The 24,179-nt window shown below is 45.3% G+C and carries 16 protein-coding genes; all 16 read left to right on the forward strand.

From position 1 onward, the window contains the following. Nucleotides 1-108 precede the first annotated feature (108 nt). The 16 genes from fabD to HMPREF9625_RS05755 all read left to right on the forward strand — a co-directional run bounded on the left by fabD (nucleotide 109) and on the right by HMPREF9625_RS05755 (nucleotide 23,988). A complete protein-coding gene (gene fabD, locus HMPREF9625_RS05680) occupies nucleotides 109-1,047 on the forward strand; it encodes an ACP S-malonyltransferase (RefSeq protein WP_009534871.1) in 939 nt (312 codons plus the stop codon). A gap of 31 nt (nucleotides 1,048-1,078) precedes the next feature. Beyond that, nucleotides 1,079-1,849, forward strand: coding sequence for a 3-oxoacyl-[acyl-carrier-protein] reductase (gene fabG, locus HMPREF9625_RS05685; RefSeq protein ID WP_009534870.1), 771 nt, complete (start codon nucleotides 1,079-1,081; stop codon nucleotides 1,847-1,849). Nucleotides 1,850-1,961: 112 nt separating this feature from the next. After that, entirely contained in the window at nucleotides 1,962-3,191 is a 1,230-nt protein-coding gene (fabF, locus tag HMPREF9625_RS05690) for a beta-ketoacyl-ACP synthase II (RefSeq protein WP_009534869.1), read from the forward strand. Nucleotides 3,192-3,399: 208 nt separating this feature from the next. Continuing rightward, nucleotides 3,400-3,828, forward strand: a complete 429-nt coding sequence (gene fabZ / locus HMPREF9625_RS05695) for a 3-hydroxyacyl-ACP dehydratase FabZ (protein WP_009534868.1) — start codon at nucleotides 3,400-3,402, stop codon at nucleotides 3,826-3,828. 312 nt (nucleotides 3,829-4,140) lie between these two features. After that, the gene (locus HMPREF9625_RS05700; RefSeq protein ID WP_009534867.1) at nucleotides 4,141-4,632 is read left to right on the forward strand and encodes a MarR family transcriptional regulator; all 492 of its coding nucleotides are present in this window, start codon (nucleotides 4,141-4,143) and stop codon (nucleotides 4,630-4,632) included. A 189-nt stretch (nucleotides 4,633-4,821) separates the two neighbouring features. Then, nucleotides 4,822-6,975 (forward strand): protein translocase subunit SecDF, encoded by a 2,154-nt coding sequence (locus tag HMPREF9625_RS05705; RefSeq protein WP_009534866.1) that lies wholly within the window; start codon nucleotides 4,822-4,824, stop codon nucleotides 6,973-6,975. Between the two features lie 107 nt (nucleotides 6,976-7,082). Beyond that, the gene (tgt, locus tag HMPREF9625_RS05710; protein WP_009534865.1) at nucleotides 7,083-8,270 is read left to right on the forward strand and encodes a tRNA guanosine(34) transglycosylase Tgt; all 1,188 of its coding nucleotides are present in this window, start codon (nucleotides 7,083-7,085) and stop codon (nucleotides 8,268-8,270) included. 105 nt (nucleotides 8,271-8,375) lie between these two features. Beyond that, on the forward strand, nucleotides 8,376-8,654 hold the full coding sequence (gene yajC / locus HMPREF9625_RS05715; protein WP_009534864.1) for a preprotein translocase subunit YajC: 279 nt from the start codon (nucleotides 8,376-8,378) through the stop codon (nucleotides 8,652-8,654). A gap of 192 nt (nucleotides 8,655-8,846) precedes the next feature. Then, the gene (locus tag HMPREF9625_RS05720) at nucleotides 8,847-9,923 is read left to right on the forward strand and encodes a D-alanine--D-alanine ligase family protein (protein WP_009534863.1); all 1,077 of its coding nucleotides are present in this window, start codon (nucleotides 8,847-8,849) and stop codon (nucleotides 9,921-9,923) included. 295 nt (nucleotides 9,924-10,218) lie between these two features. Beyond that, nucleotides 10,219-10,635, forward strand: a complete 417-nt coding sequence (locus HMPREF9625_RS05725) for a YwiB family protein (protein WP_009534862.1) — start codon at nucleotides 10,219-10,221, stop codon at nucleotides 10,633-10,635. 100 nt (nucleotides 10,636-10,735) lie between these two features. Next, nucleotides 10,736-11,257: a hypothetical protein gene (locus tag HMPREF9625_RS05730; RefSeq protein ID WP_009534861.1), complete on the forward strand. Its 522-nt coding sequence runs from the start codon at nucleotides 10,736-10,738 to the stop codon at nucleotides 11,255-11,257. Nucleotides 11,258-11,612: 355 nt separating this feature from the next. After that, nucleotides 11,613-15,509, forward strand: coding sequence for a DNA-directed RNA polymerase subunit beta (gene rpoB / locus HMPREF9625_RS05735; RefSeq protein ID WP_036569782.1), 3,897 nt, complete (start codon nucleotides 11,613-11,615; stop codon nucleotides 15,507-15,509). Between the two features lie 10 nt (nucleotides 15,510-15,519). Beyond that, the gene (gene rpoC / locus HMPREF9625_RS05740) at nucleotides 15,520-19,221 is read left to right on the forward strand and encodes a DNA-directed RNA polymerase subunit beta' (protein ID WP_009534859.1); all 3,702 of its coding nucleotides are present in this window, start codon (nucleotides 15,520-15,522) and stop codon (nucleotides 19,219-19,221) included. 114 nt (nucleotides 19,222-19,335) lie between these two features. Then, nucleotides 19,336-19,896, forward strand: a complete 561-nt coding sequence (locus HMPREF9625_RS05745; protein WP_009534858.1) for a TetR-like C-terminal domain-containing protein — start codon at nucleotides 19,336-19,338, stop codon at nucleotides 19,894-19,896. 182 nt (nucleotides 19,897-20,078) lie between these two features. Beyond that, nucleotides 20,079-21,851: an oleate hydratase gene (locus HMPREF9625_RS05750; protein ID WP_009534857.1), complete on the forward strand. Its 1,773-nt coding sequence runs from the start codon at nucleotides 20,079-20,081 to the stop codon at nucleotides 21,849-21,851. A gap of 229 nt (nucleotides 21,852-22,080) precedes the next feature. Next, nucleotides 22,081-23,988, forward strand: coding sequence for a DUF5696 domain-containing protein (locus tag HMPREF9625_RS05755; protein WP_009534856.1), 1,908 nt, complete (start codon nucleotides 22,081-22,083; stop codon nucleotides 23,986-23,988). Nucleotides 23,989-24,179 lie beyond the last annotated feature (191 nt).

Raw genomic sequence — 24,179 nt, forward strand, 5'->3', positions numbered from 1 at the left:
TTATGGCAGAGGATATAGAAGCCTAAACTAAGTAAGAGGATGTGAGAAGCATAGGGTAGGTCTGATTGGCATAATCCGGGCATACTCAAATATCGGAAAGGGGAAGTGATGAGCAAACGGGCATTCTTATACGCCGGACAGGGCGCGCAGATAAAGGGGATGGGAAAGGATTTATATGAGGCCTTCCCTGCATTTCGAAAGGCCTATGATGAGGCGGCACTGGATTTTGATGTGAAGGAGCTTTCTTTCTTTGACCCGGAGGAGAAGCTGAATGAAACGCGCTTCACCCAGCCGGCACTTGTTGCCTTTGCGACGGGAATGACGGCCTTACTTAGGGAAAAAGGAATTCATCCGGACTACTGCCTGGGCCTGTCTCTCGGAGAGTATTCCGCGTTGGAAGCAGCAGGCGTATTTTCCGCAAAAACCGCTGTAGAGCTTGTGGCTTTTCGCGGAAATAAGATGGAAGAAGCCTCAAAAGGAGTAGAGTCCTCTATGGCGGCTATTCTTGGGCTTTCCGAAGAAGAATTGGAGAAAATCGTGCTTTCTGCCGGCGGAGAGGTTTATCTTTGTAACCTGAACTGCCCCGGACAGATTGTTATCGGGGGAGAAAAGACTGCTGTAGAGCGTGCGTCAAAGCTCGCATTGGAATCCGGTGCGAAAAAAGCGATTCCCTTAAAGGTTTCCGGCCCCTTCCATACGCCTTATATGGATAGTGCGGGAGAGGCTCTTGCAGAATATTTTCAAAAAATCAAGTGGCAGGAGCCGAAATGCAAGGTGCTTCACAATGTGCTGGGAAGAGAAAGAAAAGAAGGGGACCCTTCGATTCCGGAACTTTTAAAGGAACAGGTGGCAAAGCCCGTAAGAATGGAAGAAAGCCTTAAGCGTGTATTGGAACTTGGTGCTCGTGACTTCATCGAGATTGGACCGGGAAAGACGGTATCGGGCTTTCTTAAAAAAGTTGCGAAGGAACTGGGAATCGAAGACTATAGAGTCGTTTCCTTGGAAACAAAAGAGGATGTGGAGGCGTTCCTATCTACAGTGGAGTAAAAAGGCGGATTGGAATTTTGAGGCTTTGTCTTTGGAAAAACAGAGAAAGGGAAGGATTGTGGAAAGAGAGACTTGTTTAATTACCGGGGCAAGTGGCGGAATCGGTTCCGCTATTGCTTTAAAAATGGCGGAGGAAGGCTATAATCTCGTCTTGCATTACGGAAAGAATAAAGAGGCGGCGGAGGAGCTTGCAAAGGAGATTAAAGTAAAGAATCCGGAAACGGAATTGCTTCTCCTCTCTGCGGATATTCGAAAGGAAGAGGAAGTCAATGCCCTTGTGGAAGAAGGCTTAAGCCGTTTTTCTTCCATAGAAGTCTTGGTGAACAATGCCGGTGTGACCAGGGATCAGCTTCTTTTGAAAATGACATCGGAAGACTTTGACTGCGTAATCGATAGCAATCTGCGAAGTGCCTTTCTTTTCTCCAAAGCAGTGTCCAAATATATGATTAAAAAGCGATACGGAAGAATTGTACAGATTTCCAGTGTGGTAGGGATACACGGAAACAGCGGACAAAGTAATTATGCGGCATCGAAAGCAGGACTTATCGGATTTTCGAAATCTCTCGCCAAAGAGCTTGCCGGACGAAATATTACGGTCAATGTCATTTGCCCCGGCTTTATTGATACCAAAATGACGGAGGTTCTGTCTGATGCGGTGAAGGAGGCGCTTCTTTCTTCCATTCCGATGAAAAAATTCGGTACAGGAGAAGATGTTGCCAATGCAGTAGCCTTTTTTGCAAAGAGAGAGTCTTCCTATATTACGGGGGAAAGTCTTCTTGTAGACGGCGGTATGGGAATGTAGCCTGTCGGTATGTAAATAGAAACGAAAATCTATTTTCCTGAAAGAGGGAGAGACGGAAAACAATCTCTACGGGAATCAAGCAAAATAGAGCAAAGAATCATAGGGAGTGAAAATGGAAAAGAGACGAGTGGTAGTGACAGGACTGGGGACGGTGAACCCCGTCGGAAATACGGTAGAAGAGAGCTGGAAGGGGATTCGCGAAGGAAAGATCGGTATCGGGGAAATCACTGCCTTTGACAGTAGTGCCTTTTCCGTGCACCTTGCCGGAGAAGTAAAGGATTTTCATCCGGAAACGGTCTTCGATAAAAGAGAATTAAAGCATATGGCGCGCTTCACGCAGTTTGCCATGATTGCTGCGGAAGAGGCTATGCTGGACAGCGGAATTTCCGGAACCCTCCCGCCTGAAGAAATGGGTGTCATCGTTTCCAGTGGAATCGGCGGTTTAAAGACCATAGAGGAAGAGCATACCAAGGGCGAGAAACGAGGCTTTGAAAGAGTGAGTCCCTTCTTTATTCCGATGTCTATTTCCAATATGGCGGCAGGAGAGATTGCCATTCGGCACAAGTTGAAGGGAATCTGCATTTGCCCGGTCACGGCTTGTGCCGGCGGATCCAATGCGGTAGGCGATGCCTTTCATCGTATTCGGGACGGCTATGAAACCGCCATGCTTTGCGGCGGAACAGAGGCGGCCATCTCGGAGCTTGGAATCGGTGGATTTGCAACGATGAAGGCTCTTTCTCCGGCGACAGAAGTAAGTCGTGCTTCCATTCCTTTTGATAAGGAACGCTCCGGTTTTGTCATGGGAGAGGGATCGGGAATCCTCATTTTAGAGGAAAGAGAGCATGCCTTAAAAAGAGGAGCAAAGATTTATGCCGAAATCGTAGGATACGGGGCGAACTGTGATGCCTATCACATTACTTCACCCTCCCCCGGAGGAGAGGGCGCAGCTGCCTGCATGGAACTTGCCTTAAAGGATGCAGGAATTACATCTTCTGATATTGATTACATCAATGCACACGGCACTTCCACTCATTTAAATGACCTTGGAGAAACAGCGGCGGTAAAGGCTGTTTTCAAGGAAAGAGCTTATTCCGTTCCTATTTCCTCCACAAAGTCCATGACAGGACACTTGCTTGGTGCAGCCGGAGCAGTAGAAGCCATTTTCTCCGTCCTTGCCCTTCGCGACGGCTTTGTGCCGGGAACGATGAACTATCAGGTAAAGGATGAAGAGCTGGATCTGGACTATGTGCCGAATAAAGGGCGGGAGAAAGAGCTTCGTTATACTATGTCGAACTCTCTCGGCTTCGGCGGACATAACGCTTGCCTTGTCTTTAAGAAATAGCAAAGGAAGTTATAAAAAAGGAGTAAATAGGAGGAAACGACCCTCTATACCCTTACGGGCAAAAGCGTTTGGAGGCCTCGGCACTTGATGAACACAAGCGTAGCGAAGTGTGAATCTAGTACCGCTAGGCCGGAACCGAGCGAGAGCGTCTTTTGCCGGAAGGGCTAGGGGGCGTTTCCTTTAGAAGTACTTATGAAAGGAACGCACTATGCCAAAGTTAAATATAGAAGAAATCGAAGCAATCCTCCCGCACCGTTATCCGTTTTTACTGCTTGACAGTGTGGAGGACTACACCCCCGGGGAGTTTGCTGTTGCAAAAAAATGTGTTTCGGCGAATGAGCCGTTTTTTCAGGGGCATTTTCCAAAGTTCAAGGTAATGCCGGGAGTTTTAGTGGTGGAAGCTCTTGCGCAGACAGGTGCAGTAGCTCTTCTTTCTCTTCCGGAGCATAAAGGAAAGATTGCCCTCTTTGGAGGAATCAAGAACTGTAAGTTTAAGACTCCGGTTCGACCGGGAGATACGCTGGAGCTTAGTTGTCGTTTAACGAACAGAAAAGGCCCGATTGGGATAGGTGAAGCGGAAGCGAAGGTGAATGGAAAGACGGCTGTAAAGGCGGAGCTCAGCTTTGCTATCATGTAAATTGCGGTTTTGTCATACTAAGAAGTTCGGACCGATTCGAAAAGGAAATTATTTTAATAATAGGAGCTGTTCATAGTCAATAAGCAGTGCAATATTATTAAAAAAATATTAAAAAAAGAAAATATTGCTTTTGAAAAATGAATATAAACATATGGATTAAATCATTTAATTAAAAAAACTCTTAAATATAGGCTTCTGCTATTGGAAAAATCGTAATTTTCTGTTAAAGTTGGATTGAAATAGAAAATTGCTTTTATTTTAACAAAGTAAAAGTGCGTGATGACAATTTAATTTTTGAGAAAAGAGAAACGTATGTTTAGTGATGCCATATTTGGTCTTTACGACAAATTTCGGATTTATTTTTATATGCAGGTATTTGCGAAGTTTGAAAAAAGAGAGGCGAGTCTCACTACTGTAGAAAGCTACAGCATAGAATGCATTAAGGCTCTGGGAGAGCCAACTGTGCAGGAGTTTGCCATCATGATGGGCATTTCCGCGCCGAATGCGGCCTACAAGGTTAATGCTCTTATTCAGAAGGGTTATATTGAGAAGATTCAGGATGAAAATGATCATCGTGAATTTCATCTTCGTCCCACAAAGAAATTCTGGGACTATTACGAGGTTTCTTTCCGCTATGTGAAGAAAGTAGAGGAGCGTTGCAAGAAACGCTTTACGAAGGAAGAAATGGAAAAGCTGGAAGAGATGATTCATATTATTACCACAGAACTGATGCCTGAATTGGATACGGCAAAATTTACCAAGGAAGGTGTAGAACGTCATATTAGTATTGGGGCTGAGGACTAAGTGCAAATCTCTGTCCGAAGCAGTGCGTTTTCAAAGGGCTTCAGGCTTGGATATTCCTGATTTGTATTGAAAGAGCATCCGATTGCGGATGCTCTTTTTATTTCTTGCACTAAGACTTTTACCTGTGCTAATATAAGGCAGTATATGCCTAAGGAAAAAAGGCAAAATCTTTTGCAAAGGAAGTACGAAATGAACAAGAAATTTAAGGCTACATTACAGTTGTTGGGAGTCCTGATCCTGACTGCGGCGTTCTGCGTTCTCGGCTATATGAACGCAAACAATATTAAGCTCGGTTTGGACTTAAACGGAGGTGTTTCCATCACTTACCAAACTGTGGACGAGAATCCCACTGCGGAGCAGATGAGTGACACGGTGTATAAGCTGCAGATGAAGGCACAGAGCTATTCGGATGAAGCGCAGGTGTATAAAGAGGGAGATAATCGAATCAATATCGATATTCCCGGTGCCACGGATGCCAATGCAATTCTCGAAGAGCTGGGAGAACCCGGAACACTGGAGTTTGCGGATGAGAACGGAAATGTGCTTCTTACCGGAGATGATGTAAAAACAGCTTCGGCGGGAATGACCAACCAGAACAATAATAAGGAATATGTGATTGAGCTTGTCTTTAATGAGGCGGGAGCGAAGAAATTTGAGGAAGCGACCAAGAACAATGTAGGGAAGCGCATTTACATTATCTATAATAATGAAGTGATTTCTTCTCCGAATGTAAAGGAAGCGATTAGCGGCGGTCAGGCATCCATCAGCCCGATTGAGTCCTATGATGAGGCGAACAAAATTGCTTCCACCATTCGTATCGGTGCTCTTCCGGTAAAGCTGACCGAGCTTCGTTCCAATGTAATCGGTGCGACCCTCGGTGTGGAGGCAATTGCGAGCTCCTTAAAGGCGGCTGCTATCGGTATTGCGCTGGTGATTCTTTTCATGTTGCTTGTTTATCGTCTGCCGGGGCTTGCCTCTTCCATTGCTTTAGTGCTGTATGTAGGGCTTGAAATGGTACTTCTACAGGCATTTGAAGTAACCTTGACGCTTCCCGGTATCGCCGGCGTTATTCTTTCCATCGGTATGGCCGTGGATGCGAATGTCATCATTTTTACCAGAATCAAGGAAGAGCTGGGACAGGGGAATTCTGTAGAAAAGTCTATTAAGGCCGGCTTTGAGAAGGCGCTTTCCGCTATTTTGGACGGAAATATCACGACCCTTATTGCGGCGGCGGTGCTTTATCTCCGCGGTTCCGGAACGGTAAAGAGCTTTGCGACCACCTTGGCAATCGGTATCGTGGTTTCTTTAATCACGGCGCTTTTTGTGACAAGAGCACTTTTATATGCTTTCCTTTCCATGGGAGCGGAGAATCCGGCTCTTTACGGAATCAAGAAAGATACCAAAATCATCAACTTTATCAAGTTCCGTAAGATTGCCTACCTTGCTTCTGCGGTAGTGATTGTTGCCGGCTTTGCCATGCTCGGGATGAATAAGAAAAACACGGGTTATATCTTTAACTATGACCTTGACTTTAAGGGCGGTTCTTCCACAACGATTACCTTTGATAAAGATTTAAGTATGGAGGAAGTGGATCAGCAGGTTATTCCGCTCTTTAGGGAAGCAACCGGCGGGGATGCTTCCGCACAGGCGGCGAAAGTGGCTGGAACCAACGAAGTAATCATTAAAACAAGAACCATGTCAACGGAAGAGAGAGCAAAGCTCTACAACAGCATTCAAGAGAAGTTCTCCATCTCCGAGGATAAGATTGTTACGGAAAATATCTCCGGTGCCGTTTCCAAGGAAATGAAGACGGATGCCGTTTGGGCACTCACGATTGCCATCTTCTGTATGTTGATTTATATCTGGGTTCGTTTCCGGGATATCAAGTTTGCATCCTCTTCTGTACTTGCTCTTGCGCACGATGTGCTTGTGACAGTAACCTTCTACGCGGCATTCCGCTGGGCGGTAGGCTCCAATTTTATCGCTTGCATCCTGACTATTGTCGGATATTCCATCAACGCGACCATCGTGGTATTTGACCGTATTCGTGAAAACATTCAGAAGGGCGAGGTGAAGAAGAAAGGCTTGGAGTTTGCGGTAAATGAGGCGATTTCCAATACCCTTACCCGTTCTATAAATACATCGATTACGACTTTTATCACGGTATTCTGCCTCTTCCTCTTCGGCGTAAGCTCTATTCGAGACTTCTCTATGCCGCTTATGGTAGGTATTGTTTCCGGTGCTTGGTCTTCGGTATGCATTGCCGGACCGCTTTGGTATGATTTTGTAAATATGTCCAAGAAGCGGAAGGAAAAGCTTTCTGCAGAGAAGGGCAAGAAGTAAGCTTGTCTTGAGCAGGATTGCCCGGGGTTATTAACCGGATAGAATACGATGAGAAATCATAGAGAAATGGATGTAGAGTCAAGTTCACTGTAAAGTAAGGAGCGGATATGGCGACTGTCAAAATGAAATATGAAATAGTCGGACAGTGCGGAAGGGCCAAGTCCGCTCATATGGAAACCGTACACGGCGTGATTGAAACTCCGGTTTTTATGAATGTGGGTACGGTAGCCGCTATTAAGGGCGGAGTATCCACGGATGACCTTCGGCTAATCGGAACACAGGTGGAGCTTTCCAACACCTATCATCTTCATGTAAGAACCGGAGACAAGGTGATCAAGGAGCTTGGCGGACTGCATCGGATGATGAAATGGGATAAGCCGATTCTCACGGATTCCGGCGGCTTTCAGGTCTATAGTTTAGCAAAGACCGGACGGAAGATTCGGGAAGAGGGAGTGGAGTTTCGCTCCCATATTGACGGGCGAAGGATTTATATGGGGCCAGAAGAGTCCATGGAGATTCAATCCAACCTGGCTTCCACCATTGCCATGGCTTTCGATGAGTGTCCTCCGGCACTGGCGGACAGGCAGTATATTGAGCCCTCTGTGGAGAGGACGACACGCTGGCTTCTTCGTTGTAAAAAGAGGATGGAAGAACTGAGTCAAGAGGAAAGCACGATTAACAAAAACCAGCTTCTTTTCGGTATCAATCAGGGCGGCGTCCTTTCGGATGTGCGAATTAACCATGCTAAGCAGATCTCCGAGCTGGAGCTTCCGGGCTATGCCGTAGGAGGTCTTGCAGTGGGAGAGAGTCATGAAGACATGTATCGGATTCTGGATGATGTAGTGCCCTTCCTTCCAAAGGATAAGCCGACCTACCTTATGGGCGTCGGTACACCGGAAAACATGGTGCAGGCGGTAGACCGCGGAATAGACTTTTTTGACTGCGTATTCCCGAGTCGTAACGGAAGACATGGGCATGTTTATCATGCCTCCGGCAAGCTGAATCTTTGGAATCTCGCTTATGAAAAGGATTTTCGCCCGATAGAGGAGGGCTGTGACTGCCCGGCATGTAAGGGGATTCGCTTGGAGGACGGAAGCTACACGGGTGGTTATTCCAGAGCTTATATTCGCCACCTCTTAAAGGCGAAGGAAATGCTCGGTATGCGCCTTTGTGTACTGCACAACCTTTCTTACTATAATCGTTTGATGCGGGAGATGCGTTTTGCGATTCGGGAAGGAAGGTGGGAAGCATGGAAGACGGAAGCGCTGTATAAGCTGAAGATTCAGAATTCCTAAAGCAGAGATTTGAAATCTAAGATTTTGCATGGATAAAAGCCTTGCTTTTTTCGATAAAAGGTGCAAAATGAAGGACAGAATTGTAAAGGACAAAAGGAGAAAAATATGGGAAACATTGGGGTATTCGGAACGGTAGCGTACATTTTGGTCATCGTCGGTATTTTCTATTTTATGGGAGTTCGTCCTCAGCAGAAGGAGAAGAAAAAGCAGCAGGATATGTTGTCCAGCTTGGCTGTCGGAGATACGGTATTGACTACTTCCGGTTTCTATGGAGTGATTATCGATATGACGGATGATACCGTGATTGTAGAGTTCGGCGGAAATAAGAACTGTCGCATTCCTATGCAGAAGGCTGCTATTGTGCAGATTGAAAAAGCAAATTAAGTTTTATTTATTGCCACTCGGTTCTCGGGTGGCAATGCTTATGCATAACGAATATTGGATGAAGAGTGTATGATATCTTTTGGGAAAAAATAAGCGATGCATTTGTTCTATGTATAATACGCAGGAAAAATTGTTTTACCTAAGATATTTGGGAAATGGAAAACGGAAACAAAGAAAATCAAGAGGGTCGAAATGAAAAATTTACTTTTACTTTTTGGCGGACAGTCCACAGAACATGAGGTTTCCTGTCGTTCCGTCCTTACTGTGGCAAAAGCGGTAAACAGAGAAAAATACCGTCCGCTTTTTGTGGGAATCACGAAGACCGGAGAGTGGATTCCGGTTGAGAATACAGGAAAAATTGAAGATAATAGCTGGAGAGAAGGAAAAAGAAGAGCGGCGCTTCTCCCGGATGCGGCTCTTAAGTCTCTTGTTTTTATGGAAGAAGATGGAAGCTTCCATTTGGAAAAAGTCGACATCGTGTTCCCGGTTCTTCATGGAAAGGGCGGTGAAGACGGGACGGTTCAGGGGCTTCTGGAGCTTGCGGAGATTCCCTATGTAGGCTGTGGGGTATTATCCTCTGCCATTTCCATGGATAAGGTATCCACAAAGCTTGCCGTGGAAAAAACACTGACAAAACAGGGTGTTCGTCAGGCGAACTACATTGCATTGCGGCATTCCGAGTGGAAGAAGGAAAAAAGAAGAGAAGAAATATGCGTAGATGTAGAGCGGGATTTGCATTTCCCTGTATTTGTAAAACCCTCCAATGCGGGTTCTTCCTGCGGAGTCAGTAAGGCGGAAAACAAGGAAGAGCTTTTAAAAGCGGTAGATTTTGCTCTTACAGTAGATAGGCGTGTTTTGATTGAGGAGTGTATCAAGGGAAGAGAGCTGGAGTGCGCAGTATTTTCCGGTATACCCGGAGAAGTAAAGGCTTCCTCCGTTGGAGAAATTAAAGCGGCGGCGGAGTTTTATGATTATGATGCCAAGTACAATAATCCGAACTCGCAGACAGATATTAATCCGGACTTACCGGAAGGGATAGAGGAAAGAATTCAGAAGGCGGCAAAATCCGTTTTTCTGGCAGTGGACGGCTTCTCTTTGTCCAGGGTGGACTTTTTCTTTACGGGAGAGGAAATTGTATTTAACGAGATCAATACGATGCCGGGCTTTACTTCTATTTCCATGTATCCTATGCTGTTTCAAAAAGCGGGATGGAATATTGAAGAGCTGGTAGAGAACCTGATTTCCAGTGCAGAAAACAGACCGACATAGTTCCTTCCTAGACCTTAAGAATTTCATAAATAATTATTTCTTTAGACTTTAAACTTTTTTGGAAATAACTGCTATACTTAAAACATAATCGATTTGATAAAAAAGTTTGCTTTCTATCGCCTGAGGGTTCTGTTATGCACGCAGAACCCTTTTAATGTATAGAAAAACGAATTGACTTTTGTGCGGTTTGATGATGAGGATAGAGCGAACCTGATGAATACAGGCGGATTCTTGTTTCGCAGTATGGATTGCCTATTGGCGCTTTTGGTTATAAGGCTCGAAAGGGCGGAGAGAAATGAAGGTTAAAATCAGATTAAAAAGCAAGCAAAAAATCGGAGAAGAACTTGATGAGTTTACCATAGAGGAAAAGGGAGTACTTCTAAATCGCGGAAAGAGTTATCTTCTGAGTTATTTTCAGGATAACATCCACCATTCCCTGGAGTTTTTTCCTTCGGAAAACAAACTGGTTATGATGCGAAACTGGAAGGAGACGCAGCGAGTGGAATACCTTTCCGGCATCAAATGGTCTGTGGACTATGAAACGGAGCTGGGGGCCATGCCACTTTCTTTTGATACAAAGGAAGTGAAATATCTCTATGAGGAATTTTCGGCAGGACGTGCAGAACTGCGTCTTTCCTATCTTCTTTATCAGTTTGAGGAAATGATTGCGGAGACGGAACTCTCCATTGCAATTTTCCCCTTGAAAGGGTAGAATACTTTCGTTGTTCCAATTCGTAACGGGCTATATGCGTAAGCTGTGCAATATCTCGTTTCGCTATGCATAATCATTTTGAAAGAAGAGGTTGTTTTTTATGTTGCTTGCGATTTCTGCTCAAACGGTGTTCTCTGTGCTTATTACAGTTCTTATTATTCTTTCTGCTGTCTTGGTTATTCTGTATATTTTGGGACGTCGCCTGCAGGCAAAGCAAGCTATGCAACAACCTATGCTTGAAGCCAATACCATGGAGGTCTCCATGTTGATTATTGATAAGAAGAAGCTTCGGGTGAAAGAAGCGGTGGCTGCCGGACTTCCTGAACAGGTGGAAAAGGAGATGCCGATTTATGCTCGTATGTCCAAGCTTCCGGTTGTGAAGGCGAAGGTTGGCCCGAGAGTCCTGACTCTTATGGCGGATCCTACAGTCTATGAGATAATCCCGGTTAAGAAGGAAGTGAAGGTTGCCGTTTCCGGAATCTATATTCGTTCCATTAAGTCTGTTCGAGGCGGAGTTGTGCCTGAAATGCCCAAGCAAAAGGGCTTTTTTGCCAAGTTAAGAGGAAAGGCTGAGAAGGTCGTAAAAGAAAACGGGACAGAACAGAGTAAGAAGAAAAAGTAAGAAATTCTGCAGAAATGATCAGAACCAATCCGAATTTGTTGGATAAAAATATTCACAGAAATTCATAAAATATAGAGTAAATTTTTTACTATGCTTTGCCTTGACAAGAGGAAGAGGGAAATGATAGTATGAAGTTTGCTTATTCGGCAGACACAGGGCAAACTATGCCCTTTTTCCGCACTTTGGGGATAGGATGCCGGATTGAAGTGAACGAATCGTCAATTTTTTACAAGAAAAGGATACCCAACAAGAGCTATAAAGATATCTGCATATCTTATTCCCCTGTAGGGTGCTTTTTATTGTGAATTCTCAGCAAGGAGACGGGTCCGTCTCGTATATTAGGGGTGAACGGTCGATGAAAAAAAGCAAAATGCATCCGGTAAGAACCGGGAAGAATCTCAGGATGACTTTCTCTCGCAGTAAGGAAGTTCTTGAAATGCCAAACCTCATTGAAATCCAAAAGGATTCCTATGAATGGTTTTTGCATGAGGGCTTGAGGGAGGCCTTTGATGATATTTCTCCCATCCAGGACTTTGCCGGTCATTTGAGTTTGGAGTTTGTGGACTTCAAGCTTGTTAAGGATGAAGCAAAGTATAGTATAGAAGAGTGTAAGGAAAGGGATGCTACTTATGCAGCCCCGCTTAAGGTAAAAGTTCGCCTGTTTAATAAAGATAAGGAAGAAATCAACGAGCATGAGATTTTCATGGGAGATCTTCCTCTTATGACCGAGAACGGCTCCTTTGTAATCAATGGTGCAGAGCGAGTTATCGTATCCCAGTTAGTACGTTCCCCCGGAATTTACTACGGCGTAGATCATGATAAAGTAGGTAAGGAGCTTTACAGTTGTACAATTATTCCGAACAGAGGTGCTTGGATTGAGTATGAAACCGACTCCAACGACATCTTCTTTGTTCGTGTAGATAGAACCAGAAAAGTGCCGGTAACGGTATTCATTCGTGCGCTTGGAGTCAGCTCTTCGAAAGAAATCCTGGATCTCTTCGGAGATGATCCGAAGTTACAGGCATCCATTGAGAAGGATCCTTCCGAGAACTATCAGGAAGGCCTCTTAGAGTTATATAAGAAGATTAGACCGGGGGAGCCTCTTTCCGTTGACTCTGCGCAGTCACTTTTGAATTCCATGTTCTTTGATCCGAGACGTTATGATCTCGCAAAGGTGGGAAGATATAAGTTTAATAAGAAGCTTCACTTAAAGAACAGAATCAAGGGACATACCCTTGCGGAAGCAGTTTATTCTACTGAAACCGGCGAGCTTTTGGCAGAAGCCGGAACCATGGTGAGCAAAGAGCTTGCAACGACCATTCAGGACGCTGCGGTTCCTTTCGTAATGATTGACGGCCCGACCCGTACGGAGAAGGTGCTTTCTTCCATGCAGGTAGACATCAGGGCATGGATTCCGGAAGAAATTGATCCGGAAGAGCTTGGTATCAATGAGCTGGTGTATTATCCCGCTTTAAAGGCACTTTTGGAAGAAGTGGGAGAGCAGGGCGTTGAGAGCCTTAAGGAGGCGATTCGTAAGAATATCCATTCCTTGATTCCAAAGCACATAACAAAGGAAGATATTTTTGCATCCATCAGCTATGCTTTAAATATTGATGAAGAAATCGGAACGCCGGATGATATCGATCACCTTGGAAACCGTCGTATTCGTGCCGTTGGAGAACTTTTACAAAACCAGTATCGTATCGGTCTTTCCCGTATGGAGAGAGTGGTTCGTGAAAGAATGTCCACACAGGATATGGATGAAATTACTCCGCAGTCCTTGATTAACATTAAGCCGGTTACTGCGGCTGTAAAGGAGTTCTTCGGATCTTCTCAGCTGTCCCAGTTCATGGACCAGAACAATCCGCTTTCGGAGTTGACTCATAAGAGAAGACTTTCCGCACTCGGACCGGGCGGACTTTCCAGAGACCGTGCAGGGTTTGAGGTGCGAGACGTACATTATACACACTATGGAAGAATGTGTCCTATCGAGACCCCTGAAGGACCGAACATCGGACTCATTAACTCTCTTGCGTCTTATGCAAGAATCAATGAGTATGGTTTTATCGAAGCCCCCTATCGCGTGGTGGATAAGACGGATAAGGCGAATCCGATTGTAACCGATAGGGTGATTTACCTTGCGGCGGACGAAGAGGACAATTTCGTAGTAGCACAGGCAAATGAGCCTCTCGATGAAGAAGGACATTTTAAGCATGACAACGTTTCCGGAAGATACAGAGACCAGACTTCTGCCTTCCCGAAAGCAAGTATCGATTTAATGGACGTATCCCCGAAGATGGTTTTCTCCGTGGCGACTTCCATGATCCCTTTCTTACAGAACGACGACGCAAACCGTGCCCTCATGGGATCCAACATGCAGCGTCAGGCGGTTCCGCTTCTGACGACAGAGTCCGCAGTAGTAGATACCGGTATGTCCAATAAGGCTGCTGTTGACTCCGGAGCCTGTATAGTAGCGAAGAACAGCGGCGAGGTTACCCTTTCTTCCTCGTCTAAGATTGTGATTAAGAGGGACAAGGACGGGGGCTATGACGAGTATAAGCTGATGAAGTTTATGCGCAGTAACCCCAGTAACTGTTACAACCAAAAGCCGATTGTGGATACCCATGACCATGTGGAGGCCGGCGATGTTATTGCCGACGGTCCGTCCACAAAGAATGGAGAAATTGCCTTAGGAAAGAATCCGCTTATCGGATTCATGACATGGGAAGGCTATAACTATGAGGATGCTGTTCTCCTTTCCGAGAGACTGGTACAGAACGACGTATATACTTCCGTACATATTGAAGAATATGAGCTGGAAGCAAGAGATACCAAGCTCGGACCGGAAGAGATTACTTCCGATGTACCGGGTGTCGGCGATGATGCCTTAAAGAACTTGGATGAAAGAGGAATCATCCGTATCGGTGCTGAAGTAAGAGCCGGAGATATCCTAGTAGGAAGGGTTACCCCGAAGGGAGAGACCGAGCTTACTGCAGAAGAGCGTTTACTTCGTGCCATCTTCGGCGAGAAGGCAAGAGAAGTAAGGGATACCTCTTTGAAGGTACCTCACGGTGCTTATGGTACGGTTATCAATACCATGGTATTTACCAGAGAGAACTCCGACGAGCTTGCACCGGGAGTTTCTCAGTCTGTCCGTGTTTACATTGCACAGAAGCGTAAGATTGGTGTAGGAGATAAGATGGCAGGTCGTCACGGAAACAAGGGTGTCGTTTCCCGAGTGCTTCCGGTTGAGGATATGCCTTATCTTCCGAACGGCCGTCCTTTGGATATCGTATTGAACCCGCTCGGCGTGCCTTCTCGTATGAACATTGGACAGGTGCTGGAATTACACCTTTCCCTGGCTGCAAAGGCGCTGGGCATCGATGTATCTACCCCGATTTTTGACGGTGCAACCGAGGTGGATATTCAGCAGACCCTTCTTCTGGCAAATGATTACGTCAATCTTAGCTGGGAAGAATTTTCCGAAAAGCATAAGGAAGAGCTTAATCCGGAGGTATATGAGTACTTAGGGGCTCATCTTGAGCATAGAAAAGAGTGGCAGGGCGTACCCATCGGCATTGACGGAAAGGTACAGCTTCGTGACGGTAGAACCGGAGAGAAATTTGACGGTCCGACCTCTATCGGATTCATGCACTACTTAAAGCTTCATCACCTGGTTGATGATAAGATTCACGCAAGATCAACAGGTCCGTACTCCTTAGTAACCCAGCAGCCGCTTGGTGGAAAGGCGCAGTTCGGCGGACAGCGTTTCGGAGAGATGGAGGTTTGGGCACTGGAGGCTTACGGTGCCGCTTACACCTTACAGGAGATTCTGACGATGAAGTCGGATGATGTTGCGGGACGTGTAAAGACCTATGAAGCGATTATAAAGGGACAGAATATTCCGGCACCCGGAGTACCTGAATCCTTCAAGGTACTTCTTAAGGAAATGCAGGCACTTTGTCTTGATATGCAGGTTCTGGATGAAGAGCAAAACGTTGTGGAGATTACGGAAGATCTCTATGATGCAAACCAGGATATGCATAGACTCTTATCCGGCGGAGATTATCGCACGGAAAAGCAGGAGAACTTCGGAGCTTACGGCTATACAAAGCAGGAATTTAAGGACGGAGAACTGGTAGACAGCGAAGAGGGAAATGATGATGCAGGGGAATTTTCCGATCAGGATGCGGAGGAATTCTTTGAAAGCATCACTTCCGGCTTAGTAGATGATGATGGTGAGGACGAGTAGAGGAGGAAAAATGGCAAACTTTCAAAGTGGAAATGAGCCGGTACAATTTGATTCCATAAAAATCGGTTTGGCTTCTCCGGAGAAGATTCTGAATTGGTCTTACGGAGAGGTAAAAAAGCCGGAAACCATTAACTATAGAACCTTAAAGCCGGAGAAGGACGGATTATTCTGTGAAAGAATATTCGGACCGGTAAAGGACTGGGAATGTCATTGCGGAAAGTACAAAAAGATTCGATATAAGGGAGTAATCTGTGATCGCTGCGGTGTAGAGGTGACCAAGTCTTCCGTGCGTAGAGAGAGAATGGGGCATATTAAGCTTGCCGCTCCGGTTTCTCATATCTGGTATTTCAAGGGCATCCCTTCCAGAATGGGCTTGATTTTGGATATCAGCCCGAGAATTTTGGAGAGAGTTCTCTATTTTGCTTCTTACGTGGTTTTGGATCCGATGGAGACAAGTCTAAGTTATAAGGAAGTGCTTTCCGAGAAGGAATATAGAGATGCAATAGAGCAGTACGGCTATGGTAATTTCCGTGTAGGTATGGGTGCAGAGGCGATTTTTGAGCTTCTTTCTCATATTGATTTGGAGAAGGAATATAGCAGTCTTCGTTCCGAGCTGGACAACTCTTCCGGACAGAAGAGAGCCCGTATTGTGAAGAGGCTGGAAGTGGTAGAGGCCTTCCGTTCTTCCGGAAATAAGCCGGAGTGGATGATTCTTACAAATCTTCCGGTTATTCCTCCTGATTTAAGACCGATGGTACAGCTTGACGGCGGACGTTTTGCGACTTCCGATATCAATGATCTGTATCGTAGAATTATCAATAGAAATAATCGTCTTGCGCGTCTTTTGGAGCTTGGTGCACCGGAAATCATTGTTCGTAACGAGAAGAGAATGTTGCAGGAGGCGGTAGACGCTTTAATTGATAACGGTAGACGAGGACGCCCTGTGACCGGTCCCGGAAATCGTGCACTGAAGTCCCTTTCCGATATGTTAAAGGGTAAGCAGGGACGTTTTCGTCAGAATCTCTTGGGAAAGCGTGTAGACTATTCCGGTCGTTCTGTTATCGTAGTAGGCCCGGAACTTAAGATTTACCAGTGCGGTGTGCCTAAGGAAATGGCGATTGAGCTCTTTAAGCCCTTCGTTATGAAGGAACTTGTGAATACCGGTAAGGCACACAACATTAAGAATGCAAAGAAAATGGTAGAGCGTCTGGATGAGGGCGTTTGGGACATTCTCGAGTATGTGATTAAGGAGCATCCTGTTATGTTGAACCGTGCTCCGACCTTGCACCGTTTGGGTATTCAGGCTTTTGAACCGATTCTCGTAGAGGGTAAGGCAATTAAGCTTCATCCGCTCGTTTGTGCGGCCTTCAACGCCGACTTTGACGGAGACCAGATGGCTATCCATCTTCCCTTAACGCAGGAAGCACAGGCAGAGTGCCGTTTTATGCTTCTTTCTCCGAACAACCTCTTAAAGCCGTCAGATGGTGGCGTGGTTGCGGTTCCTTCTCAGGATATGGTACTGGGTGTGTATTATCTTACGCAGGAGAGAGAAGGAGATACAGGAGAGGGCATGCTCTTTAAGTCCATAGATGAAGCGATTCTTGCTTACGAGAATCACTTCGTGACCTTGCATGCAAAGATTCGATGTAAGATAAGAAAAGAATGGGTTTCCGAAGACGGACAGAAAGAGAAGCTGGAAGGAATTATCGAAACCACGGTAGGTAGATTGCTCTTCAATGAGATTATTCCGCAGGATTTAGGTTTCACCGATCGTTCTATTCCGGAAAACAGACTGCTTCCCGAGATTAACTTCCTTGTAAAGAAGAAGAACCTGAAGCAAATTCTGGAAAAGGTTATGGATGTGCATGGAGCAATGCAGACAGCACTGACTCTCGATGATATAAAGGCTATCGGTTATAAGTATTCGACGAAGGCTGCGATGACCGTATCCATTCACGATATGACTGTTCCGGCAAGTAAGGAAGAGCTTCTTGAGCAGGCGCAAAGCACCGTTGACAGAATTGCAAAGAACTTCCGCCGCGGACTGATTACGGAGGAAGAGCGTTATAAGGAAGTGATTGAAACTTGGAAGAATACCGACGATCAGTTAACCCATGATCTTTTAACAGGTTTGGATAAATACAACAACATCTTCATGATGGCCGATTCCGGAGCCCGTGGATCCGATAAGCAGATTAAGCAGCTTGCCGGTATGCGTGGACTCATGGCGGATACAACCGGTAGAACCATCGAGTTACCGATTAAATCCAACTTCCGTGAAGGACTGGACGTTTTGGAGTACTTTATCTCTGCACATGGTGCTCGTAAAGGACTTTCCGATACCGCTCTTCGTACAGCTGACTCCGGTTACCTTACCAGAAGACTGGTAGACGTTTCTCAGGATTTGATTATCCGTGACTTGGATTGCGCTGAAGGAAGGGAGACGATTCCTTCCATGGAGATTACTGAACTTTCCGATGGACAGGAGAAGATTGAGTCTCTACAGGAAAGAATCACAGGAAGATTCCTTGCGGAAGATATCATCGATCCGGAGACCGGTGCAATTGTCATCAAGGCAAATCACATGGTTACTCCGAAGAGAGCACCTCTTGTTATGAACGCGCTCACCAAGATGGGAAGACAGTCCGTAAAGATTCGTACGGTATTGACCTGCCGTTCCAAGTCCGGAATCTGCGCAAAGTGCTACGGAGCAAACCTTGCAACAGGGAAGCCGGTTGAAGTGGGTGAAGCGGTTGGAACCATTGCCGCACAGTCCATCGGTGAACCGGGAACACAGCTTACCATGAGAACCTTCCATACAGGAGGTGTGGCAGGTGGAGATATTACCCAAGGTCTTCCCCGTGTAGAGGAGCTTTTCGAGGCGAGAAAGCCAAAGGGACTTGCTATTCTTACGGAGATTCCGGGTGTGGTTGAAATACGGGATACCAAGAAGAAGCGAGAAGTGATTGTTACGGACAACGAATCCGCACAGTCTAAAACCTACCTGATTCCTTATGGTTCAAGACTGAAGGTTGTGGACGGACAGGTACTGGAAGCCGGAGATATTTTGACGGAAGGTTCTATCAATCCGCATGACCTCTTGAAGATTAAGGGAGTTAAGGCAGTACAGAACTACATGATTTCCGAGGTGCAGAGAGTTTATCGTCTGCAGGGTGTAGAAATTAATGATAAGCACATTGAGATGATTGTTCGTCAGATGATGAAGAAAGAGCGTATCAATGAGGCAGGAGACTCCCGCTTTATTCCGGGAACGACTGTGGATCGCTTGGATTTCGAAGATGAGAACGAGAGACTCATTAAAGAAGGAAAGACTCCGGCAGAAGGAAAGAGAACGATGCTCGGCATTACCAAGGCTTCCCTTGCAACCGATTCCTTTATGTCTGCGGCTTCCTTCCAAGAGACAACCAAGGTGCTTACAGAAGCGGCAATTAACGGTAAGATTGATCATCTTATCGGACTCAAGGAAAATGTCATTATCGGTAAGCTGATTCCTGCCGGAACCGGTATGAGAAGATATCGTAATGTAAAGCTTTCTACCGATAAGGAAGAGCATGTAGACTATACCCCGAATGTTTCGGAGGAAACTTCGGAGCCTCTTAGCACAGAGGAAATCTTTGATGCTGATCCGCAGGGACTTTCCGGACTGGCGGAAGCCTTAAGAGCCATTAAGGATGGAGAGAACGAGCTGTAATTGGAAAACAAAAACATAGGGAGAAATGGGTAAGCCCTGCCTAGACAGGATATCCGTTTGAAAAGGGACGCTCATTCGAGTGTCTCTTTTCTTTCGAAAAATGGGAGGGAAACAATGTCAAATCTTACGAAAAGGGCCTTGGAAGCCTCTTTAAAGAAATTGCTTCTAAAAAAACCTTTGGATAAAATTACAATTTCGGATATTGCGGACGACTGCGGAATGAATCGCATGACCTTTTATTATCATTTTCAGGATATATATGACTTGATAGATTGGTCATTTGCGGAAGAAGCGGAGAAGATTCTGGCGGGAAAGAAGAGCTATGAAACTTGGCAGGAAGGCTATCTTCAGCTTTTTCTTTCCATTCTGGAAAATAAGCCGCTGATTATGAACGTTTATCGCACGGTCAGTAGAGAGCAACTTGAGCAATATTTGTTTAAGGTGTCGTACAGACTTCTTCGTGATGTTGTAGAGGAAGAGGACAAGGAAGGAGTAGTCAGCGAAGAAGATAAGGACTTTATTGCCAACTTCTACAAGTATGCTTATGTCGGGCTTATATTGGATTGGATTCAGCGTGATATGAAAGAGAATCCTGAAAAAATCATTTCGCGTATGAGTCTCCTTATGCAGGGAAACTTTGCAAGGGCTTTGGAGGCGTATTCAAAATATCGGTAAGCATCGGAATATCGGATCATTTAGGAAGTTTTTTTTGAGATCATTTAAGCAAAACAGTCGGTTTGATAAGTTTTTTATCATGCCGGCTGTTTTGTTTATAGTTTTCCTCTTTTTAATGTACTAGAATAAGGCTGTAAACAAAAAACAAAGAGAAAGAACAAAGAGAAAGGGAGGGTTAGAGAATGTATTATTCCAGTGGAAATTATGAGGCATTTGCCCGTCCGGAGAAGCCGGAAGGGATAGAGAACAAGTCGGCATACCTGATTGGCAGCGGTTTGGCATCTCTCGCAGCAGCCTGTTTTTTGGTAAGAGATGCTCAAATGGAAGGAAAAAGAATTCATATTCTGGAAAAGGAATCTCATCCGGGCGGAGCCTTAGACGGAGATAAAATGATTGCGGGTTATGTCATGCGGGGCGGCAGAGAGATGGACAATCATTTCGAATGTATGTGGGACCTCTTTCGTTCTATTCCCTCTATCGAAACCGAGGGAGTGAGCGTACTGGACGAGTACTATTGGCTGAATAAAAAAGATCCGAATTATTCTTTATGCCGTGCGACCAAGAATCGCGGAGAAGATGCGAAGACGGAGAACAAGTTCGGTCTCTCCGACAAAGGCAGTATGGAAATCATGAAGCTTTTCATGACGCCGGATGAAGATTTGGCTAATGTGAAAATGACGGAAATTTTCGATGAAGAAGTTTTTAAGACTAATTTCTGGATGTATTGGCGAACCATGTTTGCCTTTAAGGACGATCAAAGTGCCTTGGAAATGAAGCGCTACATGCAAAGATTTATCCACCATATTGGCGGACTCCCGGATTTTAAGGCATTGCGTTTTACCAGATACAATCAGTATGAATCCATGGTGCTTCCCATGGTAAAATATCTGGAGGAGCATGGAGTACAGTTCCATTACGGTGTCAGCGTGACAAATGTGCTTTTTGACATTTCTGCCGGAAAAAAGCAGGCAAGGCGGATTGAACTTCTGCGAGACGGTAAAGAGGAAAGCATTGATTTAACGGAAAATGACTTGGTTTTCTATACGAATGGCAGTAATGTGGAAAACTCCACTTACGGCAGTCAGACCGAGGCCACCGGTATGGACGGGGAGATTCACCCGGGCGGCACTTTCGACTTATGGAGAAGGATTGCTACGCAGGATTCATCTTTCGGAAAGCCGGATAAATTCTGCATGGACCCGGAGGACAGCAATTGGGTGAGTGCTACGGTAAATACCTTGGATGAAAAGATTCTTCCCTATATCAAAAATATTTGCAAAAGAGATCCTCTCTCCGGAAAAGTGGTAACCGGCGGAATTGTGACCGTCACTGATTCCTCTTGGCTCTTAAGCTGGACCATTAACCGTCAGCCCCAGTACAGAAATCAGCCAAAAGGACAGGTTCTGGTTTGGCTCTACGGTATGTTTTCCGATAAGCCGGGGGACTTTGTTAAAAAATCCATGCGGGAATGCACCGGACAGGAAATCTGTGAAGAATGGCTTTATCACTTAGGCGTTCCGGTGGAAGAGATTCCGGAGCTCGCAGCCCATAGTGCAAATACCGTGCCTGTGATGATGCCCTTCGCCAGTGCATATTTCCAGCCTCGTGAAGAAGGAGACCGTCCCCTGGTTGTGCCGGAGGGTTCTGTAAATTTTGCATTTATCGGAAATTTTGCGGAAACACCCAGAGACACGGTGTTTACTACAGAGTATTCCATTCGAACAGCAATGGAGGCAGTGTACACCTTGTTAAATGTGGATAGAGGAGTTCCGGAGGTCTGGGGCAGTGTATATGATATTCGAGATTTGTTAAATGCCACGGTGGCCCTTCGGGACGGAAAGAAGATTACAGACTTACAGCTCGGTTTTATTCAGGATATCGTGCTTAAGGCAGCCTTAAAACGAATCAAGGGAACAGAAGTGGAAAAACTTATGAAGAAGTGCAAAATGATTTAGATTTTGAAGATGCAGTCACGGAATGCAGGAATCTTCTTACAAAAAGCCCTCAACGGTGAAAAGTTGAGGGCTTTTATTCAAAACGAGATATCGCCCGCAAAGCGTGCGATATCTCGTTTTGCTATAGTACTTATCGCATATTTCTACTAGTGAAATTAAAAAAAATGGAATATAATACAGATATTATTAATTATAAGTTAAACAGGTATAGTAGGAGCAAATACTTGATATGAATGAATCCATGATTCAATTTTCCTATGATGGGCTTTGCCTGCGATTTGATAAGGAAAATTTGAGATATTCTATTTTGGCAGGAAAGACAGCTTGGGAAACGGAGGAGAACTTTTCTCCTTTCTTTCGCGTAAAAGCCTGTGAGAAGCCTATTTACTTTAAAGAGGCCAAAGAACAGAAACATGAGCTTGTGAAAAGCGGTGTAGGAGAAGGGATTCGTAGCAGCTATAGCGGCTTTGCTCTTTCCGAGTTTTCTTTTGAGACCTTCGTTTGGGTAGAATACAGCACAAAGCAAGTCTATTTTGAGTGGATTCCTTTAACAGAGGCTCCTCTGAACTGTGTAGAGCAAGTCTTTTTCCCGGGACCCTTTTCCTTCAAAAAGGAAAGTAAAGATTGGTACACGATTATTCCGAAGGAGCAGGGAATCTTGATCCCCAATACTTGGGATGTGCGCTTTAAGCAGGACGGCTTCAACGGTCGTTTCGGAACAGCGAGTGCCTATCTTCCCATCTTTGCACAGGTAAAGAACGGGGAAGGGTATCTCGCGGAGAGTCTTACTCCTTGGAATATGGGCTATGAAGCGGTGCATGAGGCGGGGGCAAATGAATCCACTGTGCAATTTCGTATAGAGCCGAGTCTCGGACAGATGGAATACCGTCGGATTATGCGCTATATCTTCTTCTCGGATTGTGATTACAATTCTATTTTAAAATGCTATAGAGAACTGGCAAGAGAAGAGGGAAAACTGAAGACCTTGAAAGAAAAGGAGGTGTCCACTCCTTCTGTAAAAAAACTGATCGGTGCATCTTTTGTGCATAAGGGAATCAAGACTTGTGTACAGTCGGATTCTGAATTTTTCGATAAGGATGCTCCGGATAAGAATAATCGTCTAGTTCCGTTTAAGAAAAGAACGGAAGAGATGAAGGCATTCAAGGCGGACGGAGTTGAGAAACTCTATCTTCATCTTGACGGATGGGGCGATGCAGGCTATGACAATAAGCATCCGGATGTAGGACCTGCCTGTGCAGAGGCCGGTGGATGGGAAGGGATGCGAGAGCTTTCTAAGACGATGGAAGAGCTGGGCTATCTCTTTGGCATCCATGATCAGTACAGGGATTTTTACAAGAAGGCGGAAAGCTATGATGATGACTTTGCCTGCAAAAGTGCAGACGGCAGTATTTATAGCCATGCACGCTGGGCGGGAGGACCGCAGGCCTATCTTTGTACCATCCAGGCACCATACTATGTGCGGAGAAATTTCGAAAGACTTCTAAAAGAAGGAGTACATTTAGACGGAGCGTATCTCGATGTTTTTACCTGTAACGAGGGAGATGAGTGTGCAAATCCCCGCCATACAATGAGGCGTAGAGATTCCTATGAGTACAGAAATGCCTGCTTCCGTTACCTCTTAAGTAAGAACATTTTGCCAAGTTCCGAAGAGGTCAATGACTGGGCTGTTCCCTGGCTTGTATTCTGCCACTATGCGCCATATGACTTTATGCTGAGAGAGCCGGGAAGCCCGAAGTACGGGATTCCGATTCCGATGTTTAATCTGGTTTATCATGACTGTCTCATTATCCCTTGGATGATGGAAAAGCTTCCGGAAGAGGACTACATGCTCTATGCTCTCTTAAACGGCGGTGCACCGTATCTTGTGCGAGATCCTGCTTATATGGGAATTGACGGAGCCTTCACTTTGGAAGAGGAAATGCCATGGAAGACCCACTTGGAAAGAGTCCGGACGGTCAGTGATTTTCATGAGAAGGTTGGGGAAGCGGAGCTTGTCCGTCATGAAATCCTAGATGAGAAGGGCTACAGGCAAAGGTCCGACTTTGCAAACGGCTATTCTGTAGAAGTGGATCTGAAAGAGGGAACTTACCGGATTTTTCTCCGGAATAAGGCATAAAGATATTCCGCGAATAAGCTATGAAGATATTCCCATTAAGAAAAAGCTATACGGATATGCCTTTTAGGAGATAAAGATACTTTAGGGGATAAAGATACTTTTAGCAGATCAAGATAATAAAAAAGTTAAATCAAAGTTCACTATGCCAAGGGGGATTTACTCCTCAAAGGCTTAGAAATAGCAAAGGAGAA

The organism is Oribacterium parvum ACB1 (assembly GCF_000238055.2).
In the GTDB taxonomy this organism is placed as follows: domain Bacteria; phylum Bacillota; class Clostridia; order Lachnospirales; family Lachnospiraceae; genus Oribacterium; species Oribacterium parvum.

Excerpts from the sequence above, each read along its gene's own strand:
- fabD (WP_009534871.1), top strand. The coding sequence starts at position 109 with ATGAGCAAACGGGCATTCTTATACGCCGGACAGGGCGCGCAGATAAAG.
- fabF (WP_009534869.1), top strand. The coding sequence starts at position 1,962 with ATGGAAAAGAGACGAGTGGTAGTGACAGGACTGGGGACGGTGAACCCC.
- fabZ (WP_009534868.1), top strand. The coding sequence starts at position 3,400 with ATGCCAAAGTTAAATATAGAAGAAATCGAAGCAATCCTCCCGCACCGT.
- HMPREF9625_RS05700 (WP_009534867.1), top strand. The coding sequence starts at position 4,141 with ATGTTTAGTGATGCCATATTTGGTCTTTACGACAAATTTCGGATTTAT.
- HMPREF9625_RS05705 (WP_009534866.1), top strand. The coding sequence starts at position 4,822 with ATGAACAAGAAATTTAAGGCTACATTACAGTTGTTGGGAGTCCTGATC.
- tgt (WP_009534865.1), top strand. The coding sequence starts at position 7,083 with ATGGCGACTGTCAAAATGAAATATGAAATAGTCGGACAGTGCGGAAGG.
- yajC (WP_009534864.1), top strand. The coding sequence starts at position 8,376 with ATGGGAAACATTGGGGTATTCGGAACGGTAGCGTACATTTTGGTCATC.
- HMPREF9625_RS05720 (WP_009534863.1), top strand. The coding sequence starts at position 8,847 with ATGAAAAATTTACTTTTACTTTTTGGCGGACAGTCCACAGAACATGAG.
- HMPREF9625_RS05725 (WP_009534862.1), top strand. The coding sequence starts at position 10,219 with ATGAAGGTTAAAATCAGATTAAAAAGCAAGCAAAAAATCGGAGAAGAA.
- HMPREF9625_RS05730 (WP_009534861.1), top strand. The coding sequence starts at position 10,736 with ATGTTGCTTGCGATTTCTGCTCAAACGGTGTTCTCTGTGCTTATTACA.
- rpoB (WP_036569782.1), top strand. The coding sequence starts at position 11,613 with ATGAAAAAAAGCAAAATGCATCCGGTAAGAACCGGGAAGAATCTCAGG.
- rpoC (WP_009534859.1), top strand. The coding sequence starts at position 15,520 with ATGGCAAACTTTCAAAGTGGAAATGAGCCGGTACAATTTGATTCCATA.
- HMPREF9625_RS05745 (WP_009534858.1), top strand. The coding sequence starts at position 19,336 with ATGTCAAATCTTACGAAAAGGGCCTTGGAAGCCTCTTTAAAGAAATTG.
- HMPREF9625_RS05750 (WP_009534857.1), top strand. The coding sequence starts at position 20,079 with ATGTATTATTCCAGTGGAAATTATGAGGCATTTGCCCGTCCGGAGAAG.
- HMPREF9625_RS05755 (WP_009534856.1), top strand. The coding sequence starts at position 22,081 with ATGAATGAATCCATGATTCAATTTTCCTATGATGGGCTTTGCCTGCGA.